Source organism: Mesobacillus subterraneus (assembly GCF_003937825.1).
Lineage (GTDB): Bacteria > Bacillota > Bacilli > Bacillales > Cytobacillaceae > Mesobacillus > Mesobacillus subterraneus.
Genome location: NZ_RSFW01000006.1, coordinates 225,836 through 240,359, shown reverse-complemented (window position 1 = coordinate 240,359; position 14,524 = coordinate 225,836). Strand labels below are relative to the sequence as shown.

The following is a 14,524-nucleotide window of genomic DNA, read 5'->3' as shown; positions in this document are numbered from 1 at the left end:
CATCCTTTCTCTTTCTTTTCAACAATGATATATTCCCCTGTAAATCGGCAAGTATTCCATTTCAGCTGAACAATTTGGCAGTTTTCTAATTCCGTGACAATTTAAATGGGAAAATTTATAATTAAATGTAAGAAAGTTTTGAATTCGACAAAATTAGTTGATTTTTGCAGCATCTTTAGACAAACGCAGGCCAAACGTTTTCCTATAATAAAATAAAAGCTTGTCTGCAGAGGAGGGGATCTAGTGAGATCCTACCAGCTATATCTAATTGAAGATGAATTTGCCTCTCATTATTTTGGTCGAGAACGGATGTTTTATCAATTGTTTTTGGAATATAGTCAAGCAAACGGCGAATTAAAATCAATCCTCGCGAAACAGGTCGGATTTGTTACGAAATCGATACCTGTACTGCGCATCCATCAGCTGCTGCATCAACAGCTTTCTAAAGTAAAAGGATTTAAACTGGAAGACGGAGTTTATATTTTTGAAAATAAATCTAATAATAGCTCAGCGACATTAAAGGTCCATGATAGATGGCTTGAATTGGATTCACGCGGCCCCGTTGACGCAGAGACAGTATTTTTTGAAATCCTCCGCAAATGCGAGTCTTCTTTTTTGGCAATTGACCTAGATTCAACAAAATACGGCTGGCTAAAGCCGATCAAGGAACGAAAATATATATAAATATATGATGAAATTATAGAGAAAAAAATCGACAGATATTGTATAATAGCTTTTGGTTTAGTACACTGTATGTTAGACAACATGAAGGAGGAAGTTTTTTATGTGGACTTATATTCTAGTTGGCTTCCTGGCATTGCTTGCCGGTGTAGCGCTAGGATTTTTCATTGCTCGCAGATATATGGAGAGCTACCTGAAGAAGAATCCGCCAATCAATGAACAAATGCTTAAAATGATGATGATGCAAATGGGAATGAAACCATCCCAGAAGAAAATCAATCAAATGATGTCAGCAATGAACAAGCAGACAGGAAAATAATAGAGGAAAAGCACCCAATTCAATGGGTGCTTTTCTTTATGGGCTGGTAGCCAGGATGATCAATGTTGTATTGAATGTATAAAAAATAACGCCAACCAGGCGTTATTTTTGTTCATCAGGTTCCGATTCGTCCTGTTTCTTTGCTTTTTGCTGGAAGATCGAATCGAAAAACTCGTCAGCAGTTTCGAGCATTCCTCCGTGCAGCTGTCCGTCTATCCCTCTTTTGCGTTTATCACCGGTTACTGGATTGTGGATTCTTACCATCATACACACCTCCTGAAATTAGGCTTTGCTACTATGGAGTAAATTAAACAGTCAATCCCAAATGGTAAAATTGGCAGGATATTCCATCTATTGCAAAGAATATAATCCCTTATAAAAAAGGGGGAAATCATTTATGTATCAGTATTTTAACGGACTGGTTATCCTAGAAGGAACAGAAGGGGTTCCTGCAGAGATGGTGGAGAAATTGTTCAAGGATGCCGGCTGGGTAAGGAATACGCCAGAATGGCAGAAGGAAAAGTTTACGCTGATTTTCGAGAATTCAACTTGGGCATTCACGGTATGGGACCAGGAGGAAATGGTCGGAATGGTCAGGGTTATTTCTGATAAAATCATGGCCGCCAATATCATGGATCTAGCAATCCTATCGGAGTACCGCGGTAAAGGCATTGGCCAAAAGCTGGTGGAACTTTGCCTGCAAAAATTGCCTCACGGAGACTGGTTTGCCCATACATCTGCCAATAATTTCAGTTTCTATAAAAAATGCGGGTTCGAGGTTAAAGATTTGAGTCAGAATGGGACTTATGCCTATTATGGGTATATCCAGGCACGTAAAGACGGCCATCGATAGGGGGATTATCATGATATATAAAAATAATGCCGCGGGGATTTCAGCTGGAATGCTGGAAGGATTCTTTGTCGGTTGGCCGGATGCTCCTGACACAGAAACTCATATCCAATTGCTAAAGAAAAGTGATAAAGTCATCATTGCGGTAGATGAGGAAGCAAATAGGGTAATTGGCTTTATTACAGCCATAACAGATCATACTCTTTCCGCTTATATTCCATTTCTAGAGGTATTGCCAGCATATCATAACAAGGGGGTTGGCAAGGAGCTGGTAAGTCGGATGCTTAAAGAGCTGGAGGGCACTTATATGATTGACCTGATGTGTGACGAAAACCTGCAGCCCTATTATGAACAGATGGGGATGATCAAGTCATCGGGAATGATCATCAGGAATTATCAGAATCAATCAGGGAAGAATTAATAAGTTCGAATAACTTTGCGGTTTTCACCTAAATATATTTTTTTTTAAAAGGCAGGTAGAAAGTGCACTTATAATATACCTGAAGTGGTATTATGTAGTTACAAATGATATTCAGAAAGAGAGAGCTGAGATATGAAACAACAGTCTGACGATGCAGCGGCCATAAATGACCAGCCAGCCTGGCTGCAGAGCTATATAGAATCACCTGAGAAACAAAAAGCACTGTATAAAAAGACCCTTCTGATTGTGGTCCTGTCCCAAATATTTGGTGGTGCTGGCTTGGCTGCAGGCATTACCGTCGGTGCTTTGCTGGCAAGGGATATGCTCGGTACCGATACAGTGGCCGGTTTGCCTACCGCCCTATTTACCCTCGGTTCGGCAGGAGCCGCCCTGGTTGTCGGCAGGCTTTCGCAGCGGTATGGCAGGCGGGCAGGTTTGGCTTCTGGTTTTTTAACAGGGGGCATTGGGGCTATTGGTGTCATCTTCGCTGCAGTGACCAATAACATCTATCTTCTTTTTGCTTCACTTTTGATTTATGGTGCAGGCAGCGCGACAAATCTGCAAGCTCGATATGCAGGTACAGATTTAGCGAATGAGAAGCAGCGTGCAACAGCGATCAGTATTGCAATGGTGTCGACTACTTTCGGCGCGGTTGCCGGCCCTAACCTGGTTGAGGCGATGGGAGAGTTTGCTTTGTCAGTCGGGGTCCCTGCCTTGTCAGGACCATTCATTCTGGCAGCTGCAGCCTATATCATAGCCGGGTTGGTGCTGTTGTTTTTCCTTCGCCCTGACCCATTTGTTGTAGCAAGGGCCATTGCGCTGGCCGAGCGGAATGCCAGCAAAGCTAAAGATTATATTGAAGAAACCTATTCGACTGATAGGCGCGGGATTGGGGTTGCCGCTTTAATCATGGTACTTTCCCAGCTTGTGATGGTCGCGATCATGACCATGACACCGGTCCATATGGGCCACCACGGGCATGGTTTAAGTGCAGTCGGAATGGTAATTGGATTCCATATCGGAGCAATGTATTTGCCATCCCTATTGACGGGCGTTTTAGTCGATAAAATCGGCCGTAAGACGATGGCGATCGCGTCAGGTGTGACACTGTTGATTTCGGGGGTAGTGGCTTCCATTGCACCAGGTGAATCGATGCTTTGGATTACACTCGCGCTGATCCTTCTCGGCCTAGGCTGGAACTTTGGTTTGATCAGCGGAACAGCGTTGCTTGTCGACGCAACCAATCCGGTCAACCGCGCTAAAATGCAGGGTAGTATTGATGTGATGGTTGCCTTATCCGGAGCAACGGGCGGTATGCTTTCCGGTATGGTAGTAGCCAATTCCAGTTTTGCCTTCCTGTCACTTGCTGGCGGCATTCTGTCGCTCATCCTGATCCCCTTTGTTATTTGGGCAAACAGGAAGTAAATGTGGCGTGCCTGACTTTCAGTCGGGCTTTTTGCTTTTCTGCAGAGGAACATCCGATGTTTATGACGAAACATTATTTATATATCGATGTAAAATCAGAGGTGTGAATATGTACAGATTGGCTTTATTAAGTAATGTGCGCGTGAAAAATCCTTTTTTAAAAGAGAAGATTTCGAAGCTGATTGGCAGTGAAGGATTTAAGCTTGCATACATCCCATCCCAAACTGATTGGGATAAAAAGTATTTCTCCATGGCCAAACCGGAACTTGAAGCGTTAGGAGTTACAGAGTTTCTTTATGTGGATGTGGACCAGGAATGCCAGGAGAATATAGTAGAAGAATTATCCAACTGTGATGGAATTTTTCTCTCTGGGGGCAATACCTATTATTTTATGAAGAACTTAAAGGAAAAGGGTGTTCTGCCCCTGATCAAGCAGATGGCTGAAAGCGGTAAGCCGTTGATTGGAGTAAGCGCGGGGAGTATAATTATGTGTGAAACAATCCAAATAGCCAAGTACTTTGATGAAAACGAGGTGCAATTGGACCAGTTAGACGGGTTGGGGCTGGTTGTTTTTGAATTTTTTCCCCACTGGGAATCCTATGATCAGCAGCAGGGAGCCATTCTTGATTACTCAATGGTTCACGACTCCAGCATTTTTGCTTGTGGAGAAGAAGATGGAATCATTGTCAATGGCAATGAAATCGAATTATGCGGAGCGATCAATGAAGTGCGGAGAGGGAAAAATCCTTAGATAGTAAGCAGCTCGACGTATTACATAATTAATTTGAAGAGCCCTCCGTGGATGGAGGGCTTTGCATTTCTTAGCTTAGCAGTGCGTTTATTTTTGTGACGACATCCCGAGGACTGAACGGTTTCAGGATGTATTCGTTCGCTCCTAACTCTTCTCCTCGTTTCAAATCCTGAGACTCACCTTTGGCAGAAAGCATGATGACGGGAGTGGTTTTCGTTTTTCTTACTTCCTCTAAAACAGAAAAGCCATCTCTACCTGGCATTAATATATCCAGGATGATGAGGTCGAATGATTCCGATAGAGCTTTCTTTAATGCCAGTTCTCCGTCAGCAACCAATTCAACTGTATATGTTTCTCTTTCCAGATACATTTTTAATAAATGGCTGATTCGTACTTCATCCTCAGCAACCAGAATTCTCTTACCCATGTTTTCCCCCTGAAAAATTCATGATTAAATTAAGTATACACTACCAGCTTGTTGTTTTCTTCAGTTGAAGGGATTCTTTTCCGGAAATTATAAATTGATTTCAGAATCTTCGTATGCTAATATGTGACCTATAACGTTTTAATTCATAGTATACTTATAGGAATTATAAAATATAAAAACGGAGTGAAAAAAATGGGCAGGGAATTCATCCCTTTGTTTGATGATTGGGCAGAGTTTTATGACGAAACCGTCTCAGGTAACGATGCTGAGTATAAAGAAGTTTTTGAAGATTATGATAAAATATTAGACGTGGTGGCAAGTAAGTCGGAGGGTATCGTGCTTGAGTTTGGCGTCGGTACTGGAAATCTCACGGAGAAATTGATTGCGCTTGGCAGGAAAGTATATGGAGTCGAGCCTTCCAAAATCATGAGGGAGAAAACAAAAGCGCGCTTCATGAATCTTTCTTTATATGATGGAGATTTTATTGAATTTCCTGAGCTGCCTGAAAAAGTGGATTCAATTGTCAGCACATATGCTTTTCACCATCTGACGGATACCGAAAAGGACACGGCGGTAAAACGGTATGCTGATTTATTAGAAGATGGCGGAAAAATTGTATTTGCAGATACGGCTTATTTGAATGAAGATGACCGCAAAGAAAGACATAGACTTGTAAAGGAACATGGATATGAAAACCTCCTTGAGGATCTGCAGAGAGAGTATTATACAACCCTTGAAGTCTTGGAGGAGATCTTTCGGCAAAATGGTTTCCTTGTCGAGTTCCAGAAGTTAAATACCTATGTTTGGCTGATGGAAGCCGTGAAAGGAAGCAAAAAATAACGATAGTTTAGGAGAGTCGTAGCTATGAGAGTTGGAATTATCGGGGCAATGGATGAAGAAGTGGAGCTGCTTCGCAGCAAACTTCAGGACAGGGAAGATACCAATCTGGCAGGAAGTGATTTTTACCTTGGGAAAATTGATGGCCTTGAGGTTGTATTGCTGAAGTCAGGAATCGGCAAAGTGAACGCAGCCATGGGGACGGCAATTATGGTTCAAGAATATCAGCCAGATTTTATCATCAATACAGGGTCTGCAGGTGGGTTCCACGAGGAGCTGAATGTGGGCGATGTTGTGATTTCAACAGAGGTTAGGCATCATGACGTGGATGTGACCATTTTTGGATACGAATACGGGCAGGTCCCAAGAATGCCGGCATATTTCGCACCGGATGAAAATCTGGTCGATGTCGCAGTTAAAAGCGCAGAGCAGATCAAGGACATCAAGGTCATGAAGGGCTTGATTGCTTCAGGGGATTCGTTCATGAATGATCCTGCAAGGGTAGACTTCATCCGTTCAAAGCTGCCGGATCTATACGCGGCAGAAATGGAAGCTGCTGCAATCGCGCAGGTGGCACACCAGTTTGCCATTCCTTTTGTGATTATCAGGTCGCTATCCGATATCGCCGGAAAGGACTCGAATATATCATTCGACCAATACCTTGTTACGGCCGCTAAAAATTCCGCAGAATTGATTTTACTAATGTTAGAGGAGCTGAAGAAATAATGGTCAAGAAAATGAATGTTGAAAGCTTTAATTTGGATCATACAAAGGTTGTCGCGCCATATGTCCGTTTGGCAGGTACCACAAAGGGTGCAAACGGCGATGTCATACATAAGTATGATCTCCGTTTTTGCCAGCCGAATCAGGAACATATGGAAATGCCAGGTCTCCACTCTTTGGAACACCTGATGGCAGAGAATATCCGCAATCATCACGACACAGTCGTCGATATCAGTCCAATGGGATGCCAAACTGGCTTTTATTTATCGGTAATCAATCATGATGATTATGATAACATTCTCGAGGTTCTGGAAGAAACCTTGAATGATGTACTGGCTGCAGACGAAGTCCCTGCCTGCAATGAAATTCAATGCGGATGGGCAGCGAGCCACAGTCTCGAGGGAGCCAAGGAGATCGCTGCTAAGATGCTTGAGAAGAAAGATGAGTGGCGCCAGGTATTTGCAGAATAAGGAGAGAGTGAAATGACGGTTTATCGAAGCATCCATGAACTGATCGGACATACACCGATGATAGAGTTGACACAATTCGATTTGCCCGAAAATGTCCGTTTGTTTGCCAAATTGGAATACCTCAACCCTGGGGGAAGCATTAAAGACCGGCTGGGAATGGAATTGATCAATGAGGCATTCCAGACAGGCAAATTAGCTCATGGAGGGACTTTGATCGAACCAACTGCTGGCAACACTGGGATTGGATTGGCGCTGGCAGCAATCAATAAAGGAATTAACGTGATATTTGTGGTCCCGGAGAAGTTCAGTCTGGAAAAACAGGCGATCATGAAGGCACTTGGGGCAAACATCATCCATACTCCTACTTCACAAGGAATGGAAGGAGCAATCCGCAAAACGGAACAGTTGTTAAAGGAAATTCCTGGCTCCTACTCGCCTTCGCAATTCTCCAACCCGGCGAATCCCGAAACCTACTATAAAACACTGGGTCCGGAGATTTGGGCAGATCTGGATGGAGAGATTGATATATTCTTAGCAGGAGCAGGTACAGGTGGTACCTTCATGGGAACAGCAAGGTACTTAAAAGAGAAAAATCCAGATGTAAAGACTGTGATTGTAGAACCAGAAGGATCGATTCTTAACGGCGGCCAGTCAGGTCCGCACAAAACAGAAGGCATTGGCATGGAATTTCTGCCAGGCTATATGGATAGGGCTTACTTCGACGAAATCCATACCATCTCAGATGAAGACGCATTCGAACGGGTGAAACAGCTGGCTTCCAGGGAGGGAATCCTTGCGGCCAGTTCATCCGGTGCTGTCTTGCATGCTGCATTGATCGAAGCCAGGAAAGCCTCATCCGGAACAAATATAGTTACAGTTTTTCCGGATGGAAGCGAGCGATATTTAAGCAAAAAAATTTATAACGGGGGTATCTAAATGAAACGGAAAACAAAATTGATCCATGGCGGTATTCCCGGCGATAAAACGACGGGCGCAGTATCTTTTCCCATTTACCAGGTTAGCACCTACAAACAAGAGGATGTGGGAATTCATAGTGGATATGAATATTCACGGACAGGAAACCCGACACGGTTTGCCCTTGAAGAATTAATCAAGGATCTGGAAGAGGGGAAAAGAGGCTTTGCTTTTGGTTCGGGGATGGCCGCTATTACTGCAGTAATGATGCTGTTCAGTTCGGGTGACCATGTCATCCTGACAGACGATGTCTATGGCGGCACATATCGAATCATGAGCAAAGTCCTTAACCGAATCGGCATTGAGTCCACTTTTGTAGACACAACGGATCTGGAAAAGGTGAAAGCAGCCATTCAGCCAAACACAAAAGCGCTGTATATCGAGACGCCGACGAATCCTCTGTTAAAAGTGACGGATATTCGTGCATGTGCCCAATTGGCAAAGGAGAATGGCTTGCTTACAATCGTTGATAACACATTCAGCACACCATACTGGCAGACACCACTTACACTAGGGGCGGACCTTGTCCTTCATTCTGCAACGAAATATCTCGGAGGCCACAGCGATGTTGTTGCCGGATTGGTCGTTGCTAATGATGATCAACTTGCAGAAGACCTTCATTTTGTTCAAAATTCAACTGGCGGGATTTTAGGTCCGCAAGATTCCTGGCTGCTGGTGAGAGGGATGAAAACACTTGGACTGCGAATGGAGGCTCACGAAGCAAATACGAAAAAAATCGTCGAGTTCCTTTCAAGTCATTCCAGTGTGGAAAAAATATATTACCCGGGCCTTGAAACGCATCCGCAGCATTCACTCGCCAAGCAGCAGGCTGGCGGATACGGGGGAATGGTGAGCTTTGATGTTGGAAGTGCAGAAAAAGCGGCTGAAGTATTAAGGAAGGTTAACTATTTTACCCTCGCTGAAAGTCTGGGAGCAGTCGAAAGTTTGATTTCTGTACCGGCAAAGATGACTCATGCATCCATTCCTGCAGAAAGAAGGGCTGAACTAGGCATAACTGATGGCTTGATCCGTATTTCAGTCGGAATCGAGGATGCAGAAGACCTGATTGAGGATTTGAAGCAAGCTTTAGAATAAGAATTTGAAAAAAGGGCGCTAATGCCCTTTTTCTTATGGGAAAAATTCTTATATGGGAGACCATGAAAGACCAAATCTTATTTGAGTAGAAGATAAAAAATCTTCCCCATTTTACAAATATTTGTTAAACTATTTAAGCATTTGAGGGGTTTGGGGGATATACATATGAGCGTATTCAAAGATTTGATGTGGTATTTTAAAGCGGAGAAAAAAGCGTATATATCAGGAATCATCCTGCTGCTGTTTGTCGCGCTGCTCCAGCTTGTGCCGCCGCGGGTCATCGGCATTATTGTTGATGAAATAACGGAAGGTACACTTACGGCAGGGAAGCTGGGTACATGGATGTTTGTACTGGCTGCTTCAGGGTTGGCGATGTATTCCCTCCGTTATTACTGGCGAATCATGATTTTTGGGTCGGCTGTAAAATTGGCTCGTCTGTTGAGGAGCCGGCTGTATGATCATTTCACAAGCATGTCGCAATCCTTTTACCAGAAAAGGAGAACGGGCGATTTGATGGCGCACGCCACGAATGATCTTTCGGCAATCCAGCAGACAGCTGGTGCAGGTGTTCTTACGTTTGTCGATTCTGTTTCAACGGGTGGATTTGTCATCATCGCCATGGCAGCGACAATCAGCTGGAAGCTGACGCTGATCGCACTGATACCGATGCCGCTGATGGCGTTGCTGACTAGCTGGTATGGTACCATGCTTCATAAAAGGTTCCATAAGGCCCAGGAGGCTTTTTCAAGCTTGAATGATAAAACACAGGAAAGCATCACCGGAATCAAAGTGATTAAAACCTTTGGTCAGGAAAAAGAAGATATAGAAGACTTCCGCAAACAGTCTGAGGATGTAGTAAATAAGAATATATCGGTAGCTAAGGTAGATGCTTTATTTGATCCAACCATTTCAATCATCGTCGGCATCTCCTTTTTCTTATCGATTGCTTTTGGTTCCAGATATGTACTGAATGGAGAACTGTCAATCGGCCAGCTCGTTTCCTTTACGTCCTATCTTGGCCTGTTGATTTGGCCGATGCTTGCTTTTGGCTGGTTTTTCAATATTGTGGAACGGGGCAGGGCTTCTTATGACCGTGTAGCTGCATTGCTCGATGAAAAAATCGATATCCAGGATAAGCCGGATGCACTTGATATCGTACCCGAAGGCAGCATTGCCTATGAGATCCGTTCATTTACCTATCCTAACGACTCGGAACCAATCGTGAAGGATTTGAAGTTTGAGCTGGGAAAAGGGCAGACGCTGGGCATTGTAGGAAAAACAGGTGCCGGTAAAACGACTTTGCTCAAACTGTTGATCAGGGAATTCGACCTTTCAGATGGAAGTATCAGTATTGGCGGCCGGAACATTCAGGATTATAAGATGGACCGCTTAAGAGAAGCAATTGGCTATGTTCCCCAGGACCATTTTCTTTTTTCCGCAACGGTAAAAGAGAATATTGCCTTCGCGAATCCGGCAGTTGACGACGAAATCATCTTTACTGCAGCAAAAGTGGCAAACATTCATGATGACATTCTTGAATTCAGCGATGGTTATGGAACGGTCGTTGGCGAACGTGGGGTTTCATTATCCGGAGGGCAGAAACAGCGAATCTCGATTGCCCGTGCACTGGTGATGAATCCTGAAATCCTGATTCTCGATGATTCATTGTCAGCAGTAGATGCGAAGACAGAAGAGCAGATTTTATCGGCATTAAAAGAAAACAGAAGAGATAAGACAACAATCATCACTGCTCACCGCCTGAGTGCGATCCATCATGCTGATCTGATCCTGGTCCTTGAAGGTGGTCGCATCGCTGAACGCGGCACACACGACCAGTTGATGGAGCATGATGGCTGGTATAAAGATATGTATTTGAGGCAGCAGCTTGAAGAACTTGTCGAGCAGGGAGGGTGACCAATGGAAAAAACGCCAGTATTAAACGCGAAAGAGCAGCGTTCCGTGCTGTTCCGGCTTCTAGCTTATGCTAAGCCGCACATGAAAATGATCTTTGCCGCATTTGGTCTCCTGATGGTCGCAACGATTGGCGACGTGCTCGGACCGATTTTGGTGAAGATCTTCATTGATGATTATCTGAGCCAGGGCAACCTGCCATTTACACCTCTGCTGATGTTAGGGTCCGCCTATATCGGTATCCACATCCTCAATGTGCTGGTATCTTACTTTCAGCTGCTGAAGTTTCAAGAGATCGCGCTAAAGATCATCCAGCAAATGCGGATCGATGTTTTTACGAAAGTTCAACAGCTTGGACTGAGATTCTTCGATAAAACGCCAGCCGGGTCTTTGGTTTCGAGAGTAACGAATGATACCGAGGCCTTAAAGGATATGTTCGTCAGTGTCATTGCGACCTTCATCCAGAGTGGCTTCTTATTGTTCGGGATTTTCGTGGCCATGTTTATCCTGAATGTCAAGCTCGCATTGTTCACGATGCTGATTTTGCCGCTGATTGTCTTCATCATGAGCTTGTATCGTAAGCTGAGTTCGAAGTTTTATCAGGATTTGCGCGAGCGCCTGAGCCAGTTGAACGCAAAGCTAAGCGAATCGATCCAGGGGATGGCGATCATCCAGATGTTCCGCCAGGAAGAGAGGCTGAAAAGTGAATTCGGAGCTATCAATGATAAGCATTATGAAGCTGGAATGAGGAATATCAAGGCGGACGGATTGCTGCTGCGCCCGGCCGTTGACCTGGTTTATGTTCTTGCATTGATTATCGTATTAAGCTTCTTTGGAATCACCTCTTTCGACAGTCCAATAGAAATTGGTGTGCTGTATGCGTTCATCAACTATCTGGACCGTTTTTTCGAGCCGGTGAACAATATGATGATGCGCCTTTCCATGTATCAGCAGGCAATCGTCGCAGCGTCACGAGTGTTTAAATTGCTAGATGAGGAAGAAATTGCACCAGGCCAATCAGGAACGGAACAGAAAGAAATCAGTGAAGGAAAAATCGAATTTAAGGATGTCAGCTTTTCATATGATGGAAAAAGAGATGTGTTAAAGAATATCAGCTTTACCGTGAAACCTGGGGAGACTCTCGCGTTTGTCGGCCACACAGGAAGCGGAAAGAGCTCAATCATCAATTTGCTGATGCGTTTCTATGAATTCGAACGCGGTGAAATCCTGATTGATGACCAATCGATCAAAAATTATCCTGCAAAAGAGTTGCGTGATAAAATGGGGCTTGTCCTTCAGGATCCATTCCTGTTCTATGGGACAGTCGGCGATAATATCCGGCTGCATAACACCAGCTTGACAGATGAGGATATCAAGAAGGCGGCTGAATTTGTCCAGGCAGATTCTTTCATCGATAAACTGGAGGACGGATATGCCCAGAAGGTGACAGAACGAGGTTCGACTTTTTCAAGCGGACAAAGGCAGCTGATTGCATTTGCGAGAACCATCGCTGCAAATCCGAAGATTCTTGTCCTTGATGAAGCAACTGCGAATATAGATACGGAAACGGAAGAAGCCATCCAGACAGCACTGGCCAAAATGCGGAAGGGCAGGACGACCATCGCCATTGCCCACCGGTTGTCGACCATCCAGGATGCCGATCAGATCATCGTTTTGCATCATGGTGAAATTATCGAACGGGGTACACATCAGGAGCTTCTTGCGCAGCAGGGCCTGTACCACAAAATGTACCTGCTCCAGAATGGGACAGTTGAGCGGCTTGAGGATGTGGTTGGTTAAAAGCAAAAATAAAAACAGCTACAACGCTTAGATGCGTTTAGCTGTTTTTTAGTGGGCTGGGACCTTTTTTATGTATTCCCGGTTGTATTCATTTAATAGTTCATCGAGCTCCTGACTATAATGAATCGCAATCGTTGAGCTCAGGCCATTCTTGGAAGCAATTTGGATCAATTCCTCCCGCTTTTTTTCGATAAGGGTAATCAGCTGCTCTTTAGACAATGTGAAAATCCTTTCTCTTGAAATCTATTAACCTGCATTTATGTAAAATGGTTATAAATCTAGAAATTATTTCAAGTGCTATATTAGTATATAGCATTTACTGACAAATTTCAAAAGAAACATTTGTAAAAAATTTTCCTGTAAAAATAATACACCAAAGTATATTACCCTGTATTTTATAACTTAAACATCATTTCTACAGAATTAATAAATTGTTCACAGCTTATATATTAAATAAAGAGATCAGGTTTGTTAGAATGGGACTATCGAATACGAACTGGAGTGGGAATCATGACAGATGTAAATATTTTTCTAGCGTTAGGAGCGGGGTTCCTCAGCTTTATCTCACCATGCTGCCTGCCGCTCTACCCGGCATTCCTTTCCTATATTACAGGGATGTCCGTCGGGGAGTTGAAGAGTGAGAATGCCATGCTGCAACGAAGGAGCCTGTTGCACACCCTTTTCTTCTTGCTCGGCTTTTCGGTCATTTTCATTGCGATTGGCTTTGGCACATCATTCGTCGGCCAATTTTTTATCCAGTACCAGGACTTAATCCGTCAGCTCGGAGCCATTTTCATCGTAGCATTCGGATTGGTGGTCATCGGTTTCTTCAAGCCTGAATTCCTGATGAAAGACAGGAAAATTGAGTTTAAAAACCGTCCATCCGGATACTTTGGGTCGTCTTTAATCGGAATGGCCTTCGCAGCCGGCTGGACACCATGTACTGGGCCGATCCTCGCATCCGTTATCCTTCTGGCAAGCTCCAATCCAGGATCAGGAATGCTGTATATGATCGCCTATACACTGGGCTTTGCCATCCCGTTCTTCATCCTTTCTTTCTTTATCGGGAGAATGCAGTGGATTCGCAAGCATAATGTCAAAATTGTCAAGGCAGGCGGCTATATCATGATTGTCGTCGGAATCATGCTGTTCTTTGACTGGATGACCAAGCTGATTTCCATTTTATCCATTTTCTTCGGAGACTTTACAGGATTTTAAAGCTTATAAGGATACAAAGTCATATACGAGGATTATTTTAAGAAATGAGAATTTTGTCGGTGTCTTAACATTGAAAATATAATAGAAATATAGTTATATTGTAATATAGGGGAAAAATTAACAAATTTATACTTGTTTGTGATTGTCGGGGAGGATACAGCGATGGCCAGAATTTTGATAGTGGACGACGCAAAATTTATGAGGATCACCTTAACCAATATTCTGAAGAAAGCGAATCACGAAATCGTAGGGGAAGCTGAAAACGGACGTGAGGCAGTCGAGCTGTATCGCGAATTGAAACCCGATTTAGTGACAATGGACATCACAATGCCAGAAATGAGCGGTCTGGATGCCGTAAAGGAAATCAAAAAGGATTTCAAGGATGCAAAAATCATCATGTGCTCGGCTATGGGCCAGCAGAAGATGGTCGTGGACGCAATAGAAGCGGGCGCAAAGGACTTCATTGTCAAACCTTTTGATGACTCGCAAGTAGTCGATTCCGTATCAAGAGTGTTGAGATAAAATTTACAGAAGCTATAAACCAAGATGAAAAACGCCATTTAAGTCTATCTTAAATGGCTCGTTTTAATTATAATGGTAGTGGAAATCTAAAATAAGGGA

The 14,524-nt window shown here is 43.7% G+C and carries 18 protein-coding genes; 15 read left to right on the top strand and 3 right to left on the bottom strand.

Annotated elements, in window-relative coordinates:
- Positions 1–243 precede the first annotated feature (243 nt).
- Both sirA and EJA10_RS04375 read left to right on the top strand, forming a co-directional pair.
- Entirely contained in the window at positions 244–684 is a 441-nt protein-coding gene (gene sirA, locus EJA10_RS04380; protein ID WP_125478775.1) for a sporulation inhibitor of replication protein SirA, read from the top strand.
- 100 nt (positions 685–784) lie between these two features.
- A complete protein-coding gene (locus EJA10_RS04375; protein ID WP_125478774.1) occupies positions 785–1,000 on the top strand; it encodes a YneF family protein in 216 nt (71 codons plus the stop codon).
- A 102-nt stretch (positions 1,001–1,102) separates the two neighbouring features.
- Here EJA10_RS04375 and EJA10_RS23245 read toward each other — a convergent pair whose 3' ends face one another.
- Positions 1,103–1,267 (bottom strand): hypothetical protein, encoded by a 165-nt coding sequence (locus tag EJA10_RS23245; RefSeq protein ID WP_170169062.1) that lies wholly within the window; start codon positions 1,265–1,267, stop codon positions 1,103–1,105.
- A 130-nt stretch (positions 1,268–1,397) separates the two neighbouring features.
- Between EJA10_RS23245 and EJA10_RS04370 the strand changes: the two genes are divergently transcribed.
- From EJA10_RS04370 to EJA10_RS04355, 4 genes are all read left to right on the top strand, one after another.
- On the top strand, positions 1,398–1,853 hold the full coding sequence (locus EJA10_RS04370) for a GNAT family N-acetyltransferase (protein ID WP_125478773.1): 456 nt from the start codon (positions 1,398–1,400) through the stop codon (positions 1,851–1,853).
- Positions 1,854–1,863: 10 nt separating this feature from the next.
- Positions 1,864–2,271 (top strand): GNAT family N-acetyltransferase, encoded by a 408-nt coding sequence (locus EJA10_RS04365; RefSeq protein WP_125478772.1) that lies wholly within the window; start codon positions 1,864–1,866, stop codon positions 2,269–2,271.
- A gap of 132 nt (positions 2,272–2,403) precedes the next feature.
- Complete coding sequence (locus EJA10_RS04360) at positions 2,404–3,696, top strand: MFS transporter (protein WP_125478771.1); 1,293 nt, start codon at positions 2,404–2,406, stop codon at positions 3,694–3,696.
- Positions 3,697–3,805: 109 nt separating this feature from the next.
- The gene (locus EJA10_RS04355) at positions 3,806–4,447 is read left to right on the top strand and encodes a Type 1 glutamine amidotransferase-like domain-containing protein (RefSeq protein WP_125478770.1); all 642 of its coding nucleotides are present in this window, start codon (positions 3,806–3,808) and stop codon (positions 4,445–4,447) included.
- A gap of 70 nt (positions 4,448–4,517) precedes the next feature.
- On the opposite strand, the gene EJA10_RS04350 is transcribed toward EJA10_RS04355, so the two are convergent.
- Entirely contained in the window at positions 4,518–4,874 is a 357-nt protein-coding gene (locus tag EJA10_RS04350; protein ID WP_125478769.1) for a response regulator transcription factor, read from the bottom strand.
- 192 nt (positions 4,875–5,066) lie between these two features.
- Between EJA10_RS04350 and EJA10_RS04345 the strand changes: the two genes are divergently transcribed.
- From EJA10_RS04345 to EJA10_RS04315, 7 genes are all read left to right on the top strand, one after another.
- Positions 5,067–5,714, top strand: coding sequence for a class I SAM-dependent DNA methyltransferase (locus EJA10_RS04345; RefSeq protein WP_125478768.1), 648 nt, complete (start codon positions 5,067–5,069; stop codon positions 5,712–5,714).
- 24 nt (positions 5,715–5,738) lie between these two features.
- Positions 5,739–6,437 carry a 5'-methylthioadenosine/S-adenosylhomocysteine nucleosidase gene (gene mtnN, locus EJA10_RS04340; protein ID WP_125478767.1) on the top strand — a complete coding sequence of 233 codons (699 nt, stop codon included), beginning with the start codon at positions 5,739–5,741 and terminating at the stop codon, positions 6,435–6,437.
- The gene (locus EJA10_RS04335) at positions 6,437–6,904 is read left to right on the top strand and encodes an S-ribosylhomocysteine lyase (protein ID WP_125478766.1); all 468 of its coding nucleotides are present in this window, start codon (positions 6,437–6,439) and stop codon (positions 6,902–6,904) included. The genes mtnN and EJA10_RS04335 overlap by 1 nt, the downstream gene beginning before the upstream one ends.
- 12 nt (positions 6,905–6,916) lie before the next feature.
- A complete protein-coding gene (locus EJA10_RS04330; RefSeq protein ID WP_125478765.1) occupies positions 6,917–7,840 on the top strand; it encodes a PLP-dependent cysteine synthase family protein in 924 nt (307 codons plus the stop codon).
- The gene (locus EJA10_RS04325) at positions 7,841–8,974 is read left to right on the top strand and encodes a bifunctional cystathionine gamma-lyase/homocysteine desulfhydrase (RefSeq protein WP_125478764.1); all 1,134 of its coding nucleotides are present in this window, start codon (positions 7,841–7,843) and stop codon (positions 8,972–8,974) included.
- A 165-nt stretch (positions 8,975–9,139) separates the two neighbouring features.
- Complete coding sequence (locus EJA10_RS04320; protein WP_125478763.1) at positions 9,140–10,888, top strand: ABC transporter ATP-binding protein; 1,749 nt, start codon at positions 9,140–9,142, stop codon at positions 10,886–10,888.
- Positions 10,889–10,891: 3 nt separating this feature from the next.
- Entirely contained in the window at positions 10,892–12,685 is a 1,794-nt protein-coding gene (locus tag EJA10_RS04315) for an ABC transporter ATP-binding protein (RefSeq protein ID WP_125478762.1), read from the top strand.
- A gap of 48 nt (positions 12,686–12,733) precedes the next feature.
- On the opposite strand, the gene EJA10_RS04310 is transcribed toward EJA10_RS04315, so the two are convergent.
- Positions 12,734–12,904, bottom strand: coding sequence for an aspartyl-phosphate phosphatase Spo0E family protein (locus EJA10_RS04310; RefSeq protein ID WP_125478761.1), 171 nt, complete (start codon positions 12,902–12,904; stop codon positions 12,734–12,736).
- Positions 12,905–13,195: 291 nt separating this feature from the next.
- On the opposite strand from EJA10_RS04310, the gene EJA10_RS04305 reads away from it, so the two are divergent.
- Together EJA10_RS04305 and EJA10_RS04300 are read left to right on the top strand one after the other, a co-directional pair.
- The gene (locus tag EJA10_RS04305; protein ID WP_125478760.1) at positions 13,196–13,903 is read left to right on the top strand and encodes a cytochrome c biogenesis CcdA family protein; all 708 of its coding nucleotides are present in this window, start codon (positions 13,196–13,198) and stop codon (positions 13,901–13,903) included.
- A gap of 162 nt (positions 13,904–14,065) precedes the next feature.
- Positions 14,066–14,425 (top strand): response regulator, encoded by a 360-nt coding sequence (locus EJA10_RS04300; RefSeq protein WP_125478759.1) that lies wholly within the window; start codon positions 14,066–14,068, stop codon positions 14,423–14,425.
- The last annotated feature ends 99 nt before the right edge of the window (positions 14,426–14,524 follow it).